Raw genomic sequence first — 19,467 nt, forward strand, 5'->3', positions numbered from 1 at the left:
TTATGGGTGCTTTTTATTATGCCAAAAAGAGGTGAGGTTATGGCAACTATTCGTACAGCGATACAAATCCAAGACCGTTTAAGCCAACCAATGAGAGCTATGCATAATGCTGTATCTATGATGGTTAACCAGATGGAAGCAATGAATGCAGCTTCTGGTCACATGATGGATACATCTAGTATCGAAATAGCTAGACGAGAGTTAGCTAGAGCCGCTGATCAATTTAATAGAATTGAAAATGAAATTCGCGAATCTGATAACGCTCAACAAAGATTTACTAATCATATAAGGGATGGTACAGATGCCGCCGATGGACTATTAGGGAAAATTGCGGGTATTGTTGCAGCTTACTTGACTCTCCAATCAATTGGTGATGTTGTTAAATTATCTGATGAAATGACTAATATCGATGCACGGTTAAACTTAGCTGTAGAAAGTATGCCTAAGTTAGAACCTATTTCAACCAGTTTAGAAGTTGATACAAAAGGATTAACCGAAGTGCAACAATTACAGCAACAAATTTTTGATGCCGCCCAACGTTCCTATGCTCCGTATACTCAAACCGCTGATTTAGTTGGTAAACTAAGTATGAATGCGAAAGATGCCTTTGGTAACACTACAGAGGTTGTAGCATTTGCCGAGTTACTTAATAAACAATTTGGTATTGCTGGTACGAATGCAGAGGGAGTAACGGCTGCTACTTTACAATTAACTCAAGCTCTAGGATCTGGAGTTTTACGTGGCGAAGAATTAAATTCTGTTTTTGAATCAGCTCCAACCATTATCCAAAATATTGCTGATCATTTAGGAGTGTCGATTGGTAAAATTAGGGAAATGGCAGCCGATGGTGAACTAACCGCAAGTGTAGTTAAAAATGCAATGTTTGCGGCAGCCGACGACATTAATAAGAAATTTAATGATATGCCTCTAACTTTTGGACAAATATGGACTGAATTTCAAAATAACGCACTTTGGGCATTTAAAGGTGTGTTACAACAAATAAATAATATTTTTAATAGTGATAGATTTGCAGAGTTTAGGGAAAGTGCTAGTCAGTCGTTACAGATAGTTGCAACACTCGCCAGTTATGCACTTAGCGCAATCGCTTCGGTTGGTGGCTTCATTTATGATAATTGGTCATTTATAGGTCCAGTAATATTAGCAGTTGCAGGTATTATCGGTGTCCTAATATCCTATCTAACTCTCGCTAGAGCGGCAATTATTGCTATAACAGTAGCTCAATGGCTATGGAATGTGGCCCAATTGGCTAATCCTATAGTATGGATATTAATAGGAATAATAGCTTTTATTGCAGTAATTTATCTAGCTGTAGCAGCTATCAATCACTTTACAGGAGAATCTATAAGTGCAACAGGAATAATAGCTGGAGCATTTATGGTGTTAGTTACTTATATCTATAATAAGATTGCATTCCTATGGAATATTTTCGCCTCGTTTTGGGAGTTTTTCGCAAACATTTCTAAAGATAAGACATATGCAGTTAAAAAATTATTCTACAACCTCGCTAGTAATGTTTTAGACCAGGCTATTGCTATGACAAGTGGATGGGACAAGTTTGCTACGAACTTTGCAAATGCTATTATCGATGGTGTTAACCGTGCCATCGAAGCTTGGAATTGGTTTGTTGATTTATTGCCATCTGACATTGCCACAAAGATAGGATTAGAGAAAAAATCAGAGTATTCTCACAGAGAATCTATTACAAGTGACTTGCAAGGTATCAAAGCAGGATTAAAAGATTGGGTAGGAGAAGCCCCAGATGATTACTGGGTAGCACCAAAAATGGAAATGAAATCTTTAGGTGATGCTTGGGATAAAGGCTATAACTGGGGTGCTAATCTATTTAAAAAAGAGGAAAAAGAGGATGATAGTGATGATAAAATAAAAAAAGCCATTGATGATGCCTTAGCTTTAGGTGACAAACTTGACAAAGGTAACGATGCTGGGAAGAAAACGGCTGACAATACGAAGAAAGCTGCCGATGGAATAAAAATGTTAAACGAAGATTTAAAATACCTTCGTGACCTTGCTGAACGTGAAGCAATCAACCGATACACTACCGCAGAAATCACAGTCGATATGAAAAATGAAAACTATATTAATAACGAAATGGACATCGACGGGATTGTTGATAAATTTGGTGAAAAAGTAGAGGAAACAGTTGCGATGTTAGCGGAAGGAGGGCCGACAGATCATGTATAACTTTTTTATAGATGGTGTACAGTTCCCTGTCCCTCCTTCTGAATTGATTACGAAAATTAATGGCCGTAATGAAACCATCGTGCTAATGAACGATGGAGAAGTAAATATCATAAAGAAAACAGGTTTAACGGATATTGAGTTTGAGGTATTACTCCCAAACGTCAAATATCCGTTTTCTGTTTATCCGAATGGTTTTCAACCAGCTACTTATTATCTCGATAAGCTTGAAAAATTAATGGTATCTGACAAGCCGTTTCAATTCATCGTCAACCGTATGATGCCGAATGGCAACTTACTCTTTGACACGAACATGACAGTTTCGATAGAGGATTACGAGATCAAAGAATCTGCTGAAAATGGCTTTGATGTTATGGTAAGTATCCGTTTGAAGCAATTCAGAGCATACGGTAATAAACGACTTGTTACTAAGCCAGCTACTGCACCCAATAACGCTACAAGTGCACCGACTACACAAAAGGCGGTTGTTGAACAGAAACGTCCCACAACAGGCAAGGAAACACCTAAAACACATACTGTCATCAAAGGTGATACGTTGTGGGCCATTGCTAAGAAGTACTTAGGCGACGGCTCAAAGTTTCCCGAACTTGCAAAGCTTAATAACATAAAAAATCCAAATGAAATTAAAGTTGGGCAGGTGATAAAACTTGGCTAAATCACAGCTATATATCATGAGTAAAGGACGTATTTTCGAATGCGCTATAGAAGAGGGTGTCGAGTGGGAAACACATCGTAAAGGCACACCAGGTAAGCTAACATTTAACATCATGAAAGATGAAGTGTTAGGCTTCCATGAAGGTGATGCAGTGCGTTTTGATTACGATGGCCACAAGATATTTTTCGGCTTTGTATTCACTAAAAAACGGAATAACAACCGTCTTATCAGCGTTACTTGCTATGACCAACTACGTTACTTTAAAAACAAGGACACATACGTATACGCCAATAAAACGGCTGCTCAAGTGCTTCAAATGATTGCAGAGGACTTTAGGCTAAAGACAGGCATTGTCGCGAATACTAAACATGTCATTGCTTCAAGAGTAGAGGATAACCAAGAGTTATTTACCATCATGGATAATGCCCTATCTGAAACGACGCTTAACACAGGTGATTTATATGTACTATATGACGATTATGGTGCGTTAAATCTTCGTAATATCAAGATGCTGAAATCAGATTTACTTATCGATGAAGAATCCGGCGAATCGTTTGAATACACAACTTCAATTGATGAGAACACCTACAACAAAATCAAGCTTGTACGAGAAAACAAAAAAACGGGCAAACGTGAAATCTATATCGCGCAAGACAGCTCCAAAATGAACGAATGGGGCGTGTTGCAGATGACAGATAAACTCGATGAAAAAGAAAATGGTAAAGCGAAAGCTGACGGCATGTTGGCTCTCTACAATCGCAAATCAAGAAAGCTACACATTAATAAAGTGTTTGGTGATCCAAATGTACGTGGTGGCACAACATTAGGTGTTCAAATGTATTTAGGGGACATAACGGTAGCTCATTTTATGTTGGTTGAAACGGTCAAACACACCTTCAAAGAATCAGATCATCGTATGGACTTAAAACTGATTGGCGGTGATTTCGTTGCGTAGTATGGAAGATATTTTAATTGAGTTTCAAAAGATAGTACAAGGAGTATTAAATGCTCAAAAGCTTTGTACGATTGTATACGGAACCGTTGTTAGTGTAGAGCCATTAGAAGTGTATGTTGACCAAAAACTAACACTTAAAAAGGAACAATTAAAGCTTACACGTGCCGTTATGGATTACGATGTAGACATGACAGTTGAACATGAAACAGAAATCGGAGGCCGTAAAAAGTTCCAAATTCATAACGGTTTAATTGATGGCGACAAAGTAACTATGATACGAGCGCATGGCGGACAACAATACTTAATTATCGATAAAGAGGTGGTTTGATGATTCCGCAGGTTGAAAATGATGGGCTGACACTCGACTTCGAGGAAGTCATTGAACCATCGAAGAACTATAAATTACTGCATGACAAGAATCGCTGCGTTGGCTTTATTGATGATTTAGAAGCCATGAAACAGGCGATTTTTTTAATGCTTTCTGTTGAGCGTTACGATCACATTATCTATACATGGAATGCAGGGTTTGAATCCAAAGATTTATTCGGTAAACCCACTGCTTATGTAGCGAGTGAAGTACCACGACGTATACAGGAGTGTTTGCTACAAGATGATCGCATTAATAAAGTGGATTCATTTGTTGTAACAACAAAGAAAAATAAAGTGCATGTTGCTTACACAGTACACACTATTTTCGGTGAGTTAACACTTAAGAAAGAGGTGGAATACTGATGGCCGAACCATTCAATTTAGATACGACATTTGAAGAACTGATGGCTAGAAAATTGGCAGGCATCGATGACTCTCTTGATAAGCGCGAAGTCACGTCTTTAGTATATAACGCAACCGCAGCTAATAGTGTTGAAACTATTCAAATGCTATTCACATTGAAGAATTTTATTGACATGGTATTTGCTGATACTTCACCGCGTGAGTATTTAATTCGACGTGCTGCAGAACGAGGTTTAAAGCCTCTTGAAGCTACTTATGCAAAACGAAAAGGTGTATTTAATATTGATGTCCCAATCGGTAGTCGTTTTAGTTTGGATGATTTGAATTATGAAGTTATTGAGCGCATTACACAGGGGCAATTCATATTACGATGTGAAACTGCAGGTAATGTCGGTAATTTGTTTTCGGGTCAACTTATACCAATTAACTATATTAACAATTTGGAGACGGCCGTATTAACCGATGTTTTGGTACCAGGAGACGATGAAGAAGAAACAGAAGCATTCCGTACGCGCTACTTCAATAGCTTTGAATCTACCGCATTTGGAGGCAATCGAGCTGACTACAAAGAAAAGGTAGGTCAATTACCTGGTGTCGGTGGTGTACGTGTTTATCGTGCATGGAATGGCGGAGGGACAGTTAAGTTAGTCATTATCAACTCTCAATACGAAAAGCCAACACAAACATTAATTGATGAAGTGCAAAAGGCTGTTGATCCTTTGGAAAATCAGGGAGAAGGAGTAGGAACAGCTCCGATAGACCACATAGTAACCGTGTTTGGCGTGAGTGAAACGTTCGTTAATATTACATTGAATATCACGTATCAAGCAGGTTGGACTTGGGCTGACATTGAGAGTCAAGTGCAGAAGGTGATTGATGATTATTTCAAAGAGTTAGCAGAAGAATGGGCAAAAGCAAACAGTTTTGAAGAAGATAACGCTGGTGTAGTAGTTCGTGTCTCGCAAATTGAGTATCGCTTGTTAGGGGTAACAGGTGTGCTTGATATTGCTAATACGCAATTAAATGGTAGTCAATCCAATATCGCACTAGATGTTGAGTCTATTCCGAAACGAGGTGTTGTAAATGGCTAGAGAGGTAGACATCATCGACTATTTACCATCTGTTCTACATGAAATTAAAGAAATTGTTGGAATAGCAAACGTTGAAAAGCCTGTATTAGAAGCGTTATGGCAAGAAATTGAAAACACATTAAATAATCAATTTGTCGTAACAGCAGATGAGAAAGGTGCTAGTCGATACGAGAAAATGCTTAAACTAAGCGTTCCTGCAACTGATTCCATTGAGACACGTCGATTCCGTATTTTAGCTCGTTACCAAGAGCAAGCACCTTACACAAATCGGGTATTGAAACAATTGCTTGATAGCCTATTAGGCGAGGGAAAATATGAATTGAAACGGGATGTAGCAGCTAAGACACTAAGTGTAAAAATTGAATTGACAGTGAAAGGTATGTTCGATGCAGTGGTCATCATGCTAGAACGCATTACACCTCAAAACATGATTTTAACCGTTGAATTACGATACAACCAACATGCCTTACTAAAAAAATACACTCATGCTCAATTAAAAGCATTTACACATAAACAATTACGAGAGGAAGTGATGCCATAATGCCAACGAGTACAACTAATTACAATTTAACAAAGCCAGGTTACGAAGAATTCTACGATGTAGGTGTACCAAATGCCAATATGGATAAAATTGATGCTGCATTAAAAGCTCTATCTGATGCTTTAGGCGGTATTGATTTAACAACTTTATCGCATGCCATTACCGCTGTAGACAACAAAGTTACTGCACATTTGGAAGAAATTATGCCTCATAAATTTTTCGACAATGGCAAGTGGTATCGATGGGGGTTTCGAACAGTAAATGGAGAACCTGAATTTATTTATGAGGAGGTCTTGTAGATGGACGTATTGAAAGTAGCTACAAAAACATTACAGTTAGCGATACAAACTGCTGTCGAGGGTGTCCGTAGTGTTGTGGATGGAATTAACATAAAACAAGGTGAATTAGCGCAAAGTGTGGAAAACGTAAATGCGAAGGTTGGAAGAATGGACTCGCCATTCGAAGTAGGAAAATTGTTACCAATTCAAATTGCACAAAATGTACAAGGAATAGGTGATTTAAAATGGATTTCTGTTTATAGGGTTACTGGAGCTGGACTGTTGGATCTTGCAATCTCGCATACGAGTTACGGTTCTGGTATAAGTATAGTGGTAGACGGGGTTACATTAGTTAAAACACCAGCCCTATTGCCTAGTGTACAAGGTGTATCACCAAGTGGTGAATATTCGACTCCATCTGGAACTTCTACGGCAACACATATAAGTGGTGCGAATTTGGCAACTGTAGTAACAAATGTAGGTACTTACGCTCCTGATACGTCAAGCGGAATAGGCATGTTGTGGATTAACAGACCAATAAAATTTAAAAACTCATTGGAGATATTCGTTACTGGGGCAACAGGCCAACAAGTCAGCTACAGGATTCAGGGAGGTATATTTGTATGAGTAATATTTTACGTGAATACAATAAGGATGGGTATCATGTTATTGAATACACTAAAGACGGCGCAACGGTGTCAGCGATTGCTCATGTGTTAATAAATGAAGTTGTACCCGATTCAACACCAATTGAACCACAGCCAACACTCGAAGAAATGCAGGCTCAAACATTATTAAACACTGAAGTATTGATTGCAATGAAAAATATCGGAGTATAAGGAGGAATAGGGATGAATATTGTTTATCGTGCTGCAGAGTTGTTAATCACTAGCGCGGGATGTAACTACAATGTAATGGCAACAAATCTAAGTTTACTTATGTTAAATAATCAAGTTAGCCAAGAAGAGTATTCGAAGTTATGTTCATTAATGAACGAACAGCAAAATAAAGTATCGGATGGAACGCAAGCATAGGCTTAACATTAATTTTATTGTTAATTTTAGGAGGAAATACTTTCCTTTTGTCGAATTAGGTAGATGAAAGGGTGATAGTACTAGTGAATTTAAGTGAAATTATCTCTGATATTAGCATTGTAGCAATTACTCCTATAGCACTACCTTTTATTAAAATGGGAGTAGATTCATTTAATTTAAAAGCAGCAGAAAAAATATTTCTCTCCCCATCAAAACGTGTATCAATATTTTTATCACAAATGTTATTAATTGACTCTTTGTTTTTTATTTCAATATTTTTACCCTTTTATTTTTTTTCAAATCAAGAATTAAATGAGTCAAATGTATATAAAATCGTCATTTTTACAATAATTGGTACAATAATTATATTTACACTTGTTTTCTCTTTATTAAATTTACTAAGTGTAAAATTTACATTTTCTTTTAAAGATGAAAATAATACTGATTGGGAGATTGAAAGAAGAATTAGTAAACATAAGATATTGGCCAGTAATAAAAATGTTAATTTTAAACATTTTGATGTAAATGTAGTAATGGATAAGGAACTGAAAAGGGAGCTAGTAAAAAGAATTTATCTTCCGGGTCATAAATATTTAAGCGAAAAATTTAAATTTTTTATAACTTTATTTATTTTTATAATTATTATTTGTGAGTTTTTATTGATTTTTGAGAATATAATTCTTCAAATTATAGGATGTATAGTAGGTGTACTAAGCTTCTTAGGCTTTATTTATGTTATTTGTGTTAAAAATAATGAAGAATTAATGAAACACTATCCTTTAAATGATACAACTCCGTAATACAAGTGTACTGATATAGCATTATTCTGCTCTCCGCAAAAGTGGAGGGCTTTTTTATGCGCTCTGAGAGCATCTGAGATGGGCAATGGTACATGTTACTGAATCTCGATGCTTCTCATGGCTTTTTAAATTGAATAGGGCAAAGGATTGGTGATGGTATGGATGTAGCTGCAGCAAATGAAATTGCTACAAGCCAAGCAGTTTGGGCGATAGCTTGTTTAATTATTGCGTTTGGAGCATTTCGTTATTTAATGAGCAAAAATGATTATTTGATGAATCGAGCAGAAGAACGCGAAAACAAATTAATGGACCACTTAGAACGGTCAAATGAATCACAAGAAAGAACAGCAATCGCACTGGAAGGAATGAACCGATCGCTGAATGTGCTGGAAGGTCGAGTGGACCGTATTGAAAAACACTCACTCAAAAATAAAGAAACAGAAAAGGATGATGAATGATGGATTTAACAAACATTTTTATGATCGCAATGGTGATGGTGGCTATCGTTTTAGCCGTATCAGAGATTTTGAAAAAGACATTCAAAATTAATACACAATACATGCCAATCACATCGGTAGTGATTGGTATTTTTGTTGGCTTAGTTTGTTGGCCGTTATCAGAGTATCCAGCGTATATGATGTTGATGGCTGGATTTATTGCAGGGCTTACAGCTTCTGGTACGTTTGATTTATTAAAGGCTGCTAAAAAAGAAGGTGAGCAATAATGGCTTATGTTTTCAAACAAAACCTATTGCCTGCTAGTAAGTATCCAATCAAAGCGCCTTATTCTATGGCACCCCGGTATATTACGGTACACAATACCGCAAACGATGCTTCTGCAGGCAATGAAATAAAATACATGATTACTAACAACAATCAGGTATCCTATCATGTAGCTGTTGATGATAAAGAAGTGATTCAAGCCATTCTATTTAACCGTAATGCTTGGCATTGTGGTGATGGTCAAGGAAATGGTAATCGAAAATCAATCGGTATTGAAATATGTTACAGCAAAAGTGGTGGTGCCCGTTATGCTGCGGCAGAAGAAAATGCAGTACAATATATCGCAAAAATACTTAAAGAGTTTGGTTGGGGCATTGAGCGAGTTAAAAAACATCAAGATTGGAACGGAAAATATTGTCCACATCGGTTACTAAGCGAAAACCGCTGGAATAGCTTCTTGAAACGAATCGAAGATGCTATGAAACCAAAAAATACTATTCAACAAAAGGAGGAAACGAAAGTGACTAACACACTAACATCAACAGCTAAAGAGGATTTAAAAGGATTGTTAAAAGTGACTTATCAAAAAGGAATCTTGAAGGTGGACCATAGTGGAAAAGTGGGTTCAATGACAGATGGTGAAGCTTTAGGATTGTTGATTTCAGTAGTAAAAAGAACTATATGAGATAGAAAGAGACCAAAATAACTGCTGTGTTATCTTTGTAATTTTTCCAACACTCATTTTTACAATTCCTTTTCACGTACCTCATAAAATTTATTTATTTACCTAAATTATTCGAATTGCAGTATATTTAAATAAATATTACTGTGAACTTTTCATTGATTGTTTACGTGTATTCATTCTAGTTTTCTCGGTAGGCGTGTGTAGCATGTTTTTGGGCTTCAGATGTTTTATTTGCGACGTTTCTTTTTTAGGGAGGGCGTCGTTTTTCTTTTTCCTAAATCTATCTTTATAAATTAGATATTGGTTACATAGTTATAAAATCTAATAGATAAATGATGTTAATAATTATTAATAATGAAGAAAATAATGTATTTAGATGCTAGTACATATTATTCAAGGCATTTATTTTAAGGTTAATATTGTAATGTAAGGAAAAAACAATTAGCATAAATATTACTATGAAATAGATAGAATTAAAAAGGATGTGGAGTAGCTAGATGATAAACGATAGAATATTCCAAATAGAGGAGGAAGTTGATAAATACCTATTTAATTTTATTGATGGAGAAATACCAAGATATAAATATATATATCATATTAATCTTGTCTATATTGATTATGTTATAGAAAATAAACTATGGTTTTCACAAATGGAAAAACATTTACTATTTTCATTAAACTATAATATTTATCTAGCGTATTGTAAATTAGAAGAAGAGGATGTTTTTAGTTTTAATTTCGACTCAGAATTATACTTAAAATGTTATAGAAATTTGATTATTGGTATGGAATATTCAATGTTATGTGATGTTTTCCAATTAATAAGATCAGGGAAAATAAAGCATACCATAGACGAAAAAAATAGAATAGTAAGACTAGAATATGAAAGTTTTCCAAGAGATAAACATGAATTTTTAACAATTTATTTAATGAAGAAGTCTCTTAGTTATACATTGCAAACTACTGCAGGAATGCTTGAAAATGAAGAACAAGAAGATGCTGCTTCGAAATTGGCCAATGGTTATTTAAATTTTTGGAATGAAAACTTAGTAGGTGGAGATTTCGAACCTTATTCAATGATGGAATGGGGAGCAGTGAATTACTTTTTTGTTTTAGCATCAATGAGAAGATTTGTTAAACTTTATAGAAATGATTTCAATCTAGATATAGTAGCGAGCAACCAAGTAATGGTTAAAATTACATCAGCTAATAAGATATATGATTTTTTATGTGATGGCACTCTTCCTATAGATAGAACTAGGTTAGAGTTAGTTATGAATGATTTGATTTATAAGCCTGTTGGAAATGAATTATTTCCAAAATCAAGTTTTGCTGATGCGCCAATAATAAAAACAAAAGATGGGATTTTATTTTTAAACCCAATAGTTTTATTATCAAATGTTTCTAATGAAACTATGTATTTAAATAATTTAAGAAAGACTGATACAGCAAGATATATGCGAATAAAAGATAAAATTAAAGAAAGAATTATTCCTTTAATAGAAGCATTAATAAAAATAAAATATCCAAAAGCAAAATTTATTATGAATTTTAATTTGCCAATTCCTAATAATAAGAAGCAAAAAAGAGAACTTGATGTTCTAATTATAGATGAGGAAACTGGATTTGTTTTGTATGTAGAAGTTAAACACTTTTTTTTACCAGTATCTTTTTCGGAAATAAAGAATGTAGATATTGAGTTAAAAAAGGCTTTGAAAAAAATGCCAGATCAATTGTTGGCAATTAAAGAAGGTTGGGGAATTTTACAAAAAAATTATGGTGTTATAACACAATGTAGAGCAATTAAAGGGATAGTATTATCACATAGTTATCTAGGTAAAGATGTAGAAATCGATGAAGAAACCCCAATAGTAAATGTAACCAATTTTTTTGAAAGTCTAGCAGAGTCAAATACAATTGAAGAATTGTACCTATCTAATAAGTCTATTGACGATATTTATAATAGTTTAGTAATGGAACAACATGAAATGAAATTTAGCTATGCAAAATATGAATTTAACTATAACTCTAGTATTATATCACCAATTTATGAACAGAAATTTTTAGAATCGTATAGAAAAATTGTATTTAATAATATTGAATTAGACGCTAAAGATATGTTTACAAGTTTAGAAGAACACGCTAAAGCGATATTGGATAAAATGAACCAATCAAACTTAAAAATTTAATTAATAAATTTTTATTATTTTCTTTGTGGTTATTATACACAATATTAAGAATAATTAAATTGTTTTAATGATTGCATCCCGATTACCAGTACAACTTTAGAAAATTGTAGGAGTAATATTTTATACAATAAAATTGCATAGTGCCTAATAAATATTTGCCCACAAAATTCTTTTATTTTTGCCCACAAAATGTCCACAAGAACTAATAAAACTATCTGTTATTAAGCGGTGTAAAGTCGAAGAAATACTGTTAAATCAATGTTTGTGGTGTTTAGAAATCCTTCGAATTTAATAGGGACAAATACCGCACACGCGTCCACGACTGGGAACGTGATGAATATTTGACGATGTACTAACAAAGAAGTGTTGGGGCTGTAAGGCGCCGACACTTCTTTATTTTTTTGCCCACATGGGTTTGTTTTGCTGTCCACAAATTGCCAGTGTAGAGGCGATTTGTTATCACGCAATAATATAAGAGTTAATTCATGGTCTATTTATCATACCAGAGGATTTATCCAGTATGTATTTAAATTGGATATATAAATCCTTATCTGGAAAAAATGAATATTGGAGATACCATTAATTTTTATTGGTTTAATGGAATGTTCCTATCTTGAAAACCTTATACTTATCACAAAATTTTTGATCGTAACTTGTTATACAATTATAAGCATGTTGAACACTAAATCTACATACCAAGTGCGGTGGAACAAATATCACCATGTAAAAACTCTCCTGGGACAAATGGTATGTCCTTGAAATCGATTTAATTCTTACTGAACATACTTTTTTGAATAAGGTAATAGAGAAAGTAAAACTATTTTAGATAATAGACACTCTCAATTAAGGGTGTTTTTTCATTGGAAGAGGCGAGAATAATGTTGAAATTTGAATTAAAAAAGTGATTTTATGAAAATAGTAATAGAATTGTAATTCAAATACATGTATATTTATGGATAGGAGGGATATATTTATGAAAAAATTTTTTAAATTTGGTTGTGGTGGTATTGTTGCTTTATTCGTATTATTAATCATTATCGGTGCATTACTTGGTGATGATAGTAAAAAAGTAACTGAAAAAGAAAAAGAGCCTGTTTCAGCCACAACTAAAGACGATGGTAAAAAAGAGGAATCTACTAATGAAAATAAAAAAGTTAGTATTGGTCAAGAACTTACTGTAGGTAAAGTGACATTTAAAGCTAATTCTATAGGTGAAACTAATGAGATTAGTGCTGCAGGTGGTTATATGAATTATAAACCTGAAGCAGAAGGTGCTGTTTTCTTAAATGTAAACGTAACTGTGAGAAATGATGGAACAGAATCAATTAATACAGATTCAAGTTTCTTTAAACTAATTGCATCTAATGGGGCAGAATACTCACCATCATCCATTATTGTTGCAGATGATAAATATTTTTTATATGAAGGTATAAATCCAGGTCTTGCATTAACAGGAAATGTTTTATTTGAAGTTCCAGCAGGTTTAACTGGACTTGATTTACAAGTTCAAACTGGTTTTTGGGGAACAGAAACAGGTATAATAAATTTAAATTAACTTATTAAGTCACTCATTTGGGTGGCTTTTTATTTTTAAAAAAAGAGGTGCATTCATGGCGACTACCCTAACAGCAATTCAAATACAAAATCGTTTGAGTCAACCGTGCGAGCAGTGAATAATGATGTTTTATGATGGTTAACCAGATGGATGCAATGGTTGTCGCTGTTTTCACTAAAGCTCCCCGTAACATGAATAAAAGATGTTTATTTTCAGTAATTTCCTTCTTGGCTATTTTCAATAATGGTTTTAATAAACGTATCTTTCTTCTTTGTATATGTTGGTCTATCGAACTTATATTTAGAAGCATGTTCTTTTTTTTATGAAGCATACTCTTTAGCTATATGGAGGGGTAATCTAAGATAATCTCGAAACAATAATTTTTCAATCCACTCACTGCTGTTAATTTCAAAAATATGCAAATGACAAGTACCCTGTCCCCATAATCCTTTCCTAAAAAAACATCTATATATAAACTCAGGTTTATGAACATATTCAAAATCGATTTCACTAAGAGGGGTAAAAAGCTGGAAACTTCATCTAAATCTTCGACACCCACAATAATATCGATTATTGGTTTCGCTTCCAATCCCTTTATAGAAGTGCTTCCTATATGTTCAATGCCAATAATTCTATCACCTAATAACATCAACAATTCTTTTTTTCACATATTCAAATTCGATAAACTTAAGTGAAAACTTCTTTAGATGAAAATGGCTTTTAAGTTGATAACGACAATCTTTAAGAAAGTCGAGTTCTTATGTAAGGAGAGGTGAAAATTATATAGACAGTAATTCCAAAACGAAGTTTTAAGTTAAGTAACCCAAGAGCTAATCAATCAGAAAAAAATATATAGAGAAGAATGCACATAAAATAAAATTTTTACTGGCAATGCTGGTAGGCTATTATTAGCAGTTGCATTGTACATACTGGTAGAATAAGGGAATATAGGAGGGGTAAAAATTGAAGATTAAAAGAATGGATCATATAGGGATAATTGTCAATGACCTCTCTGCCGCTAAAGCGTTTTTTCTCGATTTTGGACTTGAGGTGAAAGGGGAATGGGAAATGGCAGGAGAGTTGATGGGATATGCAGCTGGGCTTTCTGACGCAAAAGTAGCGTGTGTGGGATTGGGCATGCCGGACGGTCAGACTTGGATAGAACTAATAAAATTTTATTCCCCGTTAGCTAAAGGGGATTTTCAGCTACCCTGTGCTAATACGCTGGGAATCCGACATATCGCATTTGCTGTTGAAAATATTGAAGCGATTGTTGCCAAACTAAAAAAGAACGGTAAGGAAATCTTTAGTGAGATACAGCAATACGAAGAACGCTATAAGCTTTGCTACGTGCGAGGTCCAGAGGGCATTATTTTGGAGTTAGCTGAAGAAATCAAAAAGTAATGGTGGGCTATATGACGCTACACGAAAGGATGATTACTTGATGACGAATGCTGTAGTTACTAAAGCTAAGAGCATTTTAGAAGGAATTGAGGTAAATTTGGAGATAACTAAAAATTGGAGCAATGAAATTCAAAGGCATGAACAGACAGGGTCATAACCTGCTTTGTGCGTGTCTTTTTTTAATTCTACTGATAGGTTTGGTCATAACTGTGAAGAATAGCCACGGGAATTTTTTTTGGAAAAAGTTGCACAAATTTTAATTTTGTATATAATGTGTATATAGTATATATACATTATAATGAATTTGGAGTGCTAAGTGAGCTATAGAGAGGAGATTAAATGATAGGAACTGATAAAGTATATAACAATCAACTTGGAAAACGATGGGTGCTTACCATTGGTGTCTTTTTGATTGTTCAATTGATTTTTATCGCTATTGATGGCACTTTACTGGAGCCAAATATCAACGATAGTGGCAACTTATTTGCCAGAATTGCAAGATGGATACTCGATTTGAAGCTCTTTACTAAATGGATTGCTCCTTATTCCTTTCCATTTTTTAATTTGGTCACAACAGTTCACGTGATTGCCATTCTCATTCAAGCAATACATGACATCATACAAAGAGGTTTTGAAAATAGGAAGAAGAGGGATTAGCATGCAAATAATTATTTCCAATAGTTCAAAGGAGCCGATTTATGAACAAATTACAAATCAAATGAAATCGTCTATTTTAGCTGGGGAGCTACAAGAAGGTGCAGCCATACCTTCGATGCGCAAACTCGCACAGGATTTACAAATTAGTGTGATCACGACTAAACGTGCTTATGAGGAATTAGAGAAAGCAGGCTTTATCTATTCTATTGTTGGAAAGGGTTCTTTTGTCGCAGAGCAAAATCTTGAAGTAATTAGAGAGAAAAAACAGAAGGTCATTGAGGAGCAGTTGAGTGCCGTTATAACGAATAGTAAAGAAATTGGCCTGTCACTCGATGAATTGCATCAATTATTGGATATTTTGTCTGAGGAGTGAGAGAAGTGGAAAATGTAATTGAGTTAAAAAACGTAACAAAACATTTTAAAGATTTTTCAGTGAAAAATATTGATTTACAAGTAAAGCAAGGGTTTGTAACAGGATTTATAGGGGCAAATGGGGCTGGTAAATCGACAACGATAAAGATGATGATGAATTTATTAAAGGCAGATGCAGGGGAAGTGAGGGTTTTTGGGTTAGACTACAAGACCCATGAGAAGGCAATCAAGGAACGCATTGGGTTTGTATATGATGGCAATGTATTTTTTGAAGGGCTCAACTTAAAAGATATCAAGCGTATTGTTGCACCAGCTTATAAAAATTGGGATGATACATTATTTTATCAATATGTGGAACAATTCGAATTACCGATGAATAAAGCAGTGAAAACTTTCTCAAAAGGAATGCAAATGAAGGCTTCGTTGGCGATAGCGTTATCACATCATGCCGAGCTAATACTCATGGATGAGCCAACTGCAGGTTTAGATCCAATTTTTAGACGAGAACTGTTGAATCTCTTACAAGAGTTAATGATTGATGGGAATCGTACTATTTTCTTTTCCACGCATATTACCACAGACTTAAATCGAATTGCAGATTATATAGCTTTTATACAAAAAGGACAATTAGTGTTTAATAAGTCCATTCATGATGTTACAGAAAACTATGCTATTGTGAAAGGAAGAGTGGATCTGCTGGATCGAGATACAGAACAAGCCTTTGTACACATTCATCGTGCATCTACAGGTTTTGAAGCATTAACGGATAATATTAGCGCAGTGAAAAATATTTTCGGGGAGTCCGTTATCATTGACCCAGCATCATTGGAAGATATTATGTATTACATGAAAGGGAGAGGAAGCTATGTTTAATTTAATCTGGCGCGATGTAATCATGCAAAAAAAGCTACTCTTAACGTTTATTCCTTTTATAGCATTCTTTATTTTTATGGATTCGCATCCTGCTCTTATCTTTTTAGTAGCTAGTATTTTTATTCCTTTTAATGCTTATGCTTACGATGAAAAAGCAGAAACGAATATTTTATTAAATTCTTTACCATACACACGCAAGGAAATTATTGCTTCACGCTATCTTGGAGCATTAGTTTATATGATTTTATCCATTGCCGTGACAAGCTTAGCATTAATGGTCTTTAATAAAACGTTTTCACTAACAGATATCGCAATTTCTGTAGGGTTATTTATATTATTTGTTTCCCTTACTTTGCCAATGTTTTATATATTTAAACCAGGGTATATCACAATGGTTATCATGATTAGTTTCATCCTTTTAGCAGGTATAGGACCGTCTATTGTGATCTTTTTAGCTGAACATTTAACAGCCATAACGGATTTTATTATCCACTTATCCATTACAACAATTTATATAGCTGCAACAGTGGTGATTTTGCTAGTATTTTTACTTTCGTGGGGTATTACTACAGCAATTTACCAACGAAAAGCATTTTAAATGATGTCCTGCTTCGTTCACCGATTTCAGCATGGCAAATTATACAACATAAAGGGGAATTAGCTTTGTACTATTATGTAATTGATGCTTTTACAGAGACAAAGTTTGGCGGAAATCCGGCAGGCGTAGTGATTTATGAACAATTAAACGAAGAATTTATGCAAAAGTTTGCTGCGGAAGTTCGTTTTTCAGAAACAGCCTTTATTAAAAAAATAGACAATAATCATTTTGATATAAAATTTTTCACACCAACTTCCCAAGTAGCACTGTGTGGCCATGCTACAATAGCCTCCTTTAAAGCGCTATTGGACTGTCAAGCGATTGAAGATAACCATACTTACTATATGAAAACACTGGCGGGCACACTGGCTGTTGAAGTGAATCAATCATTTGTCATGATGGAGCAAGCTGAACCAAGACTTGGGAAAATCTTTGATGATTATGATAAGCTGTCTACTCTTTTTAATATGGATAAAGAGCAGATTGGCGATAATCACTTTAAACTAGTGCCTCAAGCTGTAAGCACTGGGCTTTGGGATATGATGCTTCCAATCAAAACAAAAGATGCATTATACGCGTTAAACCCTGATTTTAATGCCCTTACACAATATGCCAAACGCCATAATATAGGAGGCGTTCATGCATTTACACTGGACACAGACAAGGGAATAGCAGAGAGTAGAAACTTTTGCCCGCTCTATGGGATTGATGAAGAAGCAGCAACAGGGACTTCCAATGGTGCGTTAACGTATTATCTTTTTCATAATCACGTGTTAACGAAATTTAATGAAGAATTCACGTTTTTGCAAGGCTATAGCATGGGCAGACCTTCTACCATTATCACTAAATTAATACATAACAATGATCCAAGAGTGATGGTGGGAGGAAATGCCATAATCTTGACAAAAGGCGAATTATACTAGACTAAAAATAGTATCCTTGGCTGGGCAAATCCTTCATTTTGTTAATAAGGGTGAATCTCGGTAGAAGTTGCAAATTAGCGTGTACTTTCGATAAGTCCCTGTCGTAGCAAAAAAGTGTTAGAATTGCCGGCAGGCATTCTAACACTTTTCATCATTTTTAAATTGTGCTACATATGTGGGGCATCCATACCAAATTTTGCCCATTCCTCTTTTGAAGGACCATAAATACCTGGAACGGTTAATCCTGCCTGTCGCATAAGAACGCTCATTTGCCCACGGTGGTGGCTCTGATGTTGCATTAAAAACAATAATAGTGACCCATTCGGTATTTCTTGGCCTAGAAATTGTATATATTCCGTCATGGTCTTGTCATTCCATTGCGTTTTTAGTGCATGGACAAATGCACTGCTAGCTTGGTGATAATGGTCTGCTATATATTGAGCCGAGGTAGGGACAGGAACATCAACTGTTGGAGCTTCGAACGTTAAGTTTGTATTGGATGTAATAATATGAATAGCAGTTACAGTATGCCAAGCAATGCGTCCTAAAGTCCAATTTTCTGCTGTGATGGCTTGCGTAAGTGATTGATCTGTCAACGTGTTGAGGTAATTTTGTGTGGCACTCGCTTCAAATGCCCAAGAGTGTATAAAATGGTCTACAGTTTGGAACATTAAAACCCTCCTAAAATATAGTTTTCTTTCTATACATATACAATTTTATCCTCGATTGCATGAAATAACATTATGTTTTTGTAAATAATTAAAAACCAGCTCGATTGATGATTTGAGCTGGTTTTTTGGTTACTGTTCTTGCATTATAGGAGAAGTTATTCTTTTGATGTGTCTTCTGTTTTATTGGAATCTTCCATATGTTCTTTGTGTGTAGATGGTGCTTCCGTATCATTGGGCTCTGTTTTATCTTTTGATGTACCACATCCAAATAATAGCCCTGTTGCTAGAATTGCTGTAAATGTACCGATAAATAATTTTTTCATTCATTCACCTCATAATGAAATTTATACTTTTATTCTTGCCCTATTTTTTTACTTCATACATCGTTGCTTTGCAAAAAGATTATCGAGCTTCTATTGTGTATATTGATGGTTTGTCAGGGGAAATATTATTCAAAGTTTTAGTAACAGAAAACTGTTAAAGAAAGAAGT

At 34.8% G+C, this 19,467-nt stretch carries 25 protein-coding genes and 1 pseudogene; 23 read left to right on the top strand and 3 right to left on the bottom strand.

Features of this window, described 5'->3' with window-relative positions; genetic code table 11:
- The first annotated feature begins 39 nt into the window (after window positions 1–39).
- The 17 genes from I5435_RS06490 to I5435_RS06570 all read left to right on the top strand — a co-directional run bounded on the left by I5435_RS06490 (window position 40) and on the right by I5435_RS06570 (window position 13,478).
- A complete protein-coding gene (locus tag I5435_RS06490) occupies window positions 40–2,223 on the top strand; it encodes a tape measure protein (protein WP_337983451.1) in 2,184 nt (727 codons plus the stop codon).
- On the top strand, window positions 2,216–2,896 hold the full coding sequence (locus I5435_RS06495; protein WP_337983452.1) for a LysM peptidoglycan-binding domain-containing protein: 681 nt from the start codon (window positions 2,216–2,218) through the stop codon (window positions 2,894–2,896). Before I5435_RS06490 ends, I5435_RS06495 begins: the two co-directional genes overlap by 8 nt.
- The gene (locus tag I5435_RS06500) at window positions 2,889–3,851 is read left to right on the top strand and encodes an XkdQ/YqbQ family protein (protein ID WP_337983453.1); all 963 of its coding nucleotides are present in this window, start codon (window positions 2,889–2,891) and stop codon (window positions 3,849–3,851) included. The genes I5435_RS06495 and I5435_RS06500 overlap by 8 nt, the downstream gene beginning before the upstream one ends.
- 1 nt (window position 3,852) lies before the next feature.
- Entirely contained in the window at window positions 3,853–4,179 is a 327-nt protein-coding gene (locus I5435_RS06505; RefSeq protein WP_337983851.1) for a DUF2577 domain-containing protein, read from the top strand.
- Entirely contained in the window at window positions 4,179–4,583 is a 405-nt protein-coding gene (locus tag I5435_RS06510) for a DUF2634 domain-containing protein (protein WP_337983454.1), read from the top strand. Before I5435_RS06505 ends, I5435_RS06510 begins: the two co-directional genes overlap by 1 nt.
- Window positions 4,583–5,674 (top strand): baseplate J/gp47 family protein, encoded by a 1,092-nt coding sequence (locus I5435_RS06515; protein ID WP_337983455.1) that lies wholly within the window; start codon window positions 4,583–4,585, stop codon window positions 5,672–5,674. The genes I5435_RS06510 and I5435_RS06515 overlap by 1 nt, the downstream gene beginning before the upstream one ends.
- Window positions 5,667–6,215: a putative phage tail protein gene (locus I5435_RS06520; RefSeq protein ID WP_337983456.1), complete on the top strand. Its 549-nt coding sequence runs from the start codon at window positions 5,667–5,669 to the stop codon at window positions 6,213–6,215. Before I5435_RS06515 ends, I5435_RS06520 begins: the two co-directional genes overlap by 8 nt.
- Window positions 6,215–6,514, top strand: a complete 300-nt coding sequence (locus I5435_RS06525; protein WP_337983457.1) for a hypothetical protein — start codon at window positions 6,215–6,217, stop codon at window positions 6,512–6,514. Before I5435_RS06520 ends, I5435_RS06525 begins: the two co-directional genes overlap by 1 nt.
- The gene (locus I5435_RS06530) at window positions 6,515–7,120 is read left to right on the top strand and encodes a hypothetical protein (protein ID WP_337983458.1); all 606 of its coding nucleotides are present in this window, start codon (window positions 6,515–6,517) and stop codon (window positions 7,118–7,120) included.
- Entirely contained in the window at window positions 7,117–7,332 is a 216-nt protein-coding gene (locus tag I5435_RS06535) for a hypothetical protein (protein WP_337983459.1), read from the top strand. Before I5435_RS06530 ends, I5435_RS06535 begins: the two co-directional genes overlap by 4 nt.
- Before the next feature lie 12 nt (window positions 7,333–7,344).
- Window positions 7,345–7,527, top strand: coding sequence for a hypothetical protein (locus I5435_RS06540; protein ID WP_337983460.1), 183 nt, complete (start codon window positions 7,345–7,347; stop codon window positions 7,525–7,527).
- 83 nt (window positions 7,528–7,610) lie between these two features.
- The gene (locus tag I5435_RS06545) at window positions 7,611–8,327 is read left to right on the top strand and encodes a hypothetical protein (protein WP_337983461.1); all 717 of its coding nucleotides are present in this window, start codon (window positions 7,611–7,613) and stop codon (window positions 8,325–8,327) included.
- Between the two features lie 158 nt (window positions 8,328–8,485).
- Entirely contained in the window at window positions 8,486–8,785 is a 300-nt protein-coding gene (locus tag I5435_RS06550) for a hypothetical protein (RefSeq protein ID WP_337983462.1), read from the top strand.
- The gene (locus I5435_RS06555; RefSeq protein WP_337983463.1) at window positions 8,785–9,051 is read left to right on the top strand and encodes a holin; all 267 of its coding nucleotides are present in this window, start codon (window positions 8,785–8,787) and stop codon (window positions 9,049–9,051) included. The genes I5435_RS06550 and I5435_RS06555 overlap by 1 nt, the downstream gene beginning before the upstream one ends.
- Window positions 9,051–9,734: a peptidoglycan recognition protein family protein gene (locus I5435_RS06560; protein ID WP_443136937.1), complete on the top strand. Its 684-nt coding sequence runs from the start codon at window positions 9,051–9,053 to the stop codon at window positions 9,732–9,734. The genes I5435_RS06555 and I5435_RS06560 overlap by 1 nt, the downstream gene beginning before the upstream one ends.
- A 497-nt stretch (window positions 9,735–10,231) precedes the next feature.
- On the top strand, window positions 10,232–11,923 hold the full coding sequence (locus I5435_RS06565; protein ID WP_337983464.1) for a hypothetical protein: 1,692 nt from the start codon (window positions 10,232–10,234) through the stop codon (window positions 11,921–11,923).
- 973 nt (window positions 11,924–12,896) lie between these two features.
- A complete protein-coding gene (locus I5435_RS06570) occupies window positions 12,897–13,478 on the top strand; it encodes a DUF4352 domain-containing protein (RefSeq protein ID WP_167492670.1) in 582 nt (193 codons plus the stop codon).
- A gap of 320 nt (window positions 13,479–13,798) precedes the next feature.
- On the opposite strand, the pseudogene I5435_RS06575 reads toward I5435_RS06570, so the two are convergent.
- Window positions 13,799–14,127 (bottom strand): annotated as a pseudogene (locus tag I5435_RS06575) (GrpB family protein).
- Window positions 14,128–14,441: 314 nt separating this feature from the next.
- On the opposite strand from I5435_RS06575, the gene I5435_RS06580 reads away from it, so the two are divergent.
- From I5435_RS06580 to I5435_RS06605, 6 genes are all read left to right on the top strand, one after another.
- Entirely contained in the window at window positions 14,442–14,882 is a 441-nt protein-coding gene (locus I5435_RS06580) for a VOC family protein (protein ID WP_108029617.1), read from the top strand.
- Between the two features lie 339 nt (window positions 14,883–15,221).
- The gene (locus I5435_RS06585) at window positions 15,222–15,539 is read left to right on the top strand and encodes a YfzA family protein (RefSeq protein WP_024361466.1); all 318 of its coding nucleotides are present in this window, start codon (window positions 15,222–15,224) and stop codon (window positions 15,537–15,539) included.
- A gap of 1 nt (window position 15,540) precedes the next feature.
- Complete coding sequence (locus I5435_RS06590; protein ID WP_024361465.1) at window positions 15,541–15,912, top strand: GntR family transcriptional regulator; 372 nt, start codon at window positions 15,541–15,543, stop codon at window positions 15,910–15,912.
- Window positions 15,913–15,917: 5 nt separating this feature from the next.
- Window positions 15,918–16,784, top strand: coding sequence for an ABC transporter ATP-binding protein (locus I5435_RS06595; RefSeq protein ID WP_108029618.1), 867 nt, complete (start codon window positions 15,918–15,920; stop codon window positions 16,782–16,784).
- Window positions 16,777–17,382 (top strand): ABC-2 transporter permease, encoded by a 606-nt coding sequence (locus I5435_RS06600; protein ID WP_025218928.1) that lies wholly within the window; start codon window positions 16,777–16,779, stop codon window positions 17,380–17,382. Before I5435_RS06595 ends, I5435_RS06600 begins: the two co-directional genes overlap by 8 nt.
- A gap of 65 nt (window positions 17,383–17,447) precedes the next feature.
- On the top strand, window positions 17,448–18,305 hold the full coding sequence (locus I5435_RS06605; protein WP_337983466.1) for a PhzF family phenazine biosynthesis protein: 858 nt from the start codon (window positions 17,448–17,450) through the stop codon (window positions 18,303–18,305).
- A gap of 167 nt (window positions 18,306–18,472) precedes the next feature.
- Here I5435_RS06605 and I5435_RS06610 read toward each other — a convergent pair whose 3' ends face one another.
- Together I5435_RS06610 and I5435_RS06615 are read right to left on the bottom strand one after the other, a co-directional pair.
- Window positions 18,473–18,976, bottom strand: a complete 504-nt coding sequence (locus I5435_RS06610) for a DinB family protein (RefSeq protein ID WP_337983467.1) — start codon at window positions 18,974–18,976, stop codon at window positions 18,473–18,475.
- Between the two features lie 155 nt (window positions 18,977–19,131).
- The gene (locus tag I5435_RS06615; RefSeq protein ID WP_162832709.1) at window positions 19,132–19,299 is read right to left on the bottom strand and encodes a hypothetical protein; all 168 of its coding nucleotides are present in this window, start codon (window positions 19,297–19,299) and stop codon (window positions 19,132–19,134) included.
- Between the last annotated feature and the right edge of the window lie 168 nt (window positions 19,300–19,467).

Source organism: Lysinibacillus sp. C5.1, assembly GCF_016350185.1.
GTDB lineage: Bacteria > Bacillota > Bacilli > Bacillales_A > Planococcaceae > Lysinibacillus > Lysinibacillus sphaericus.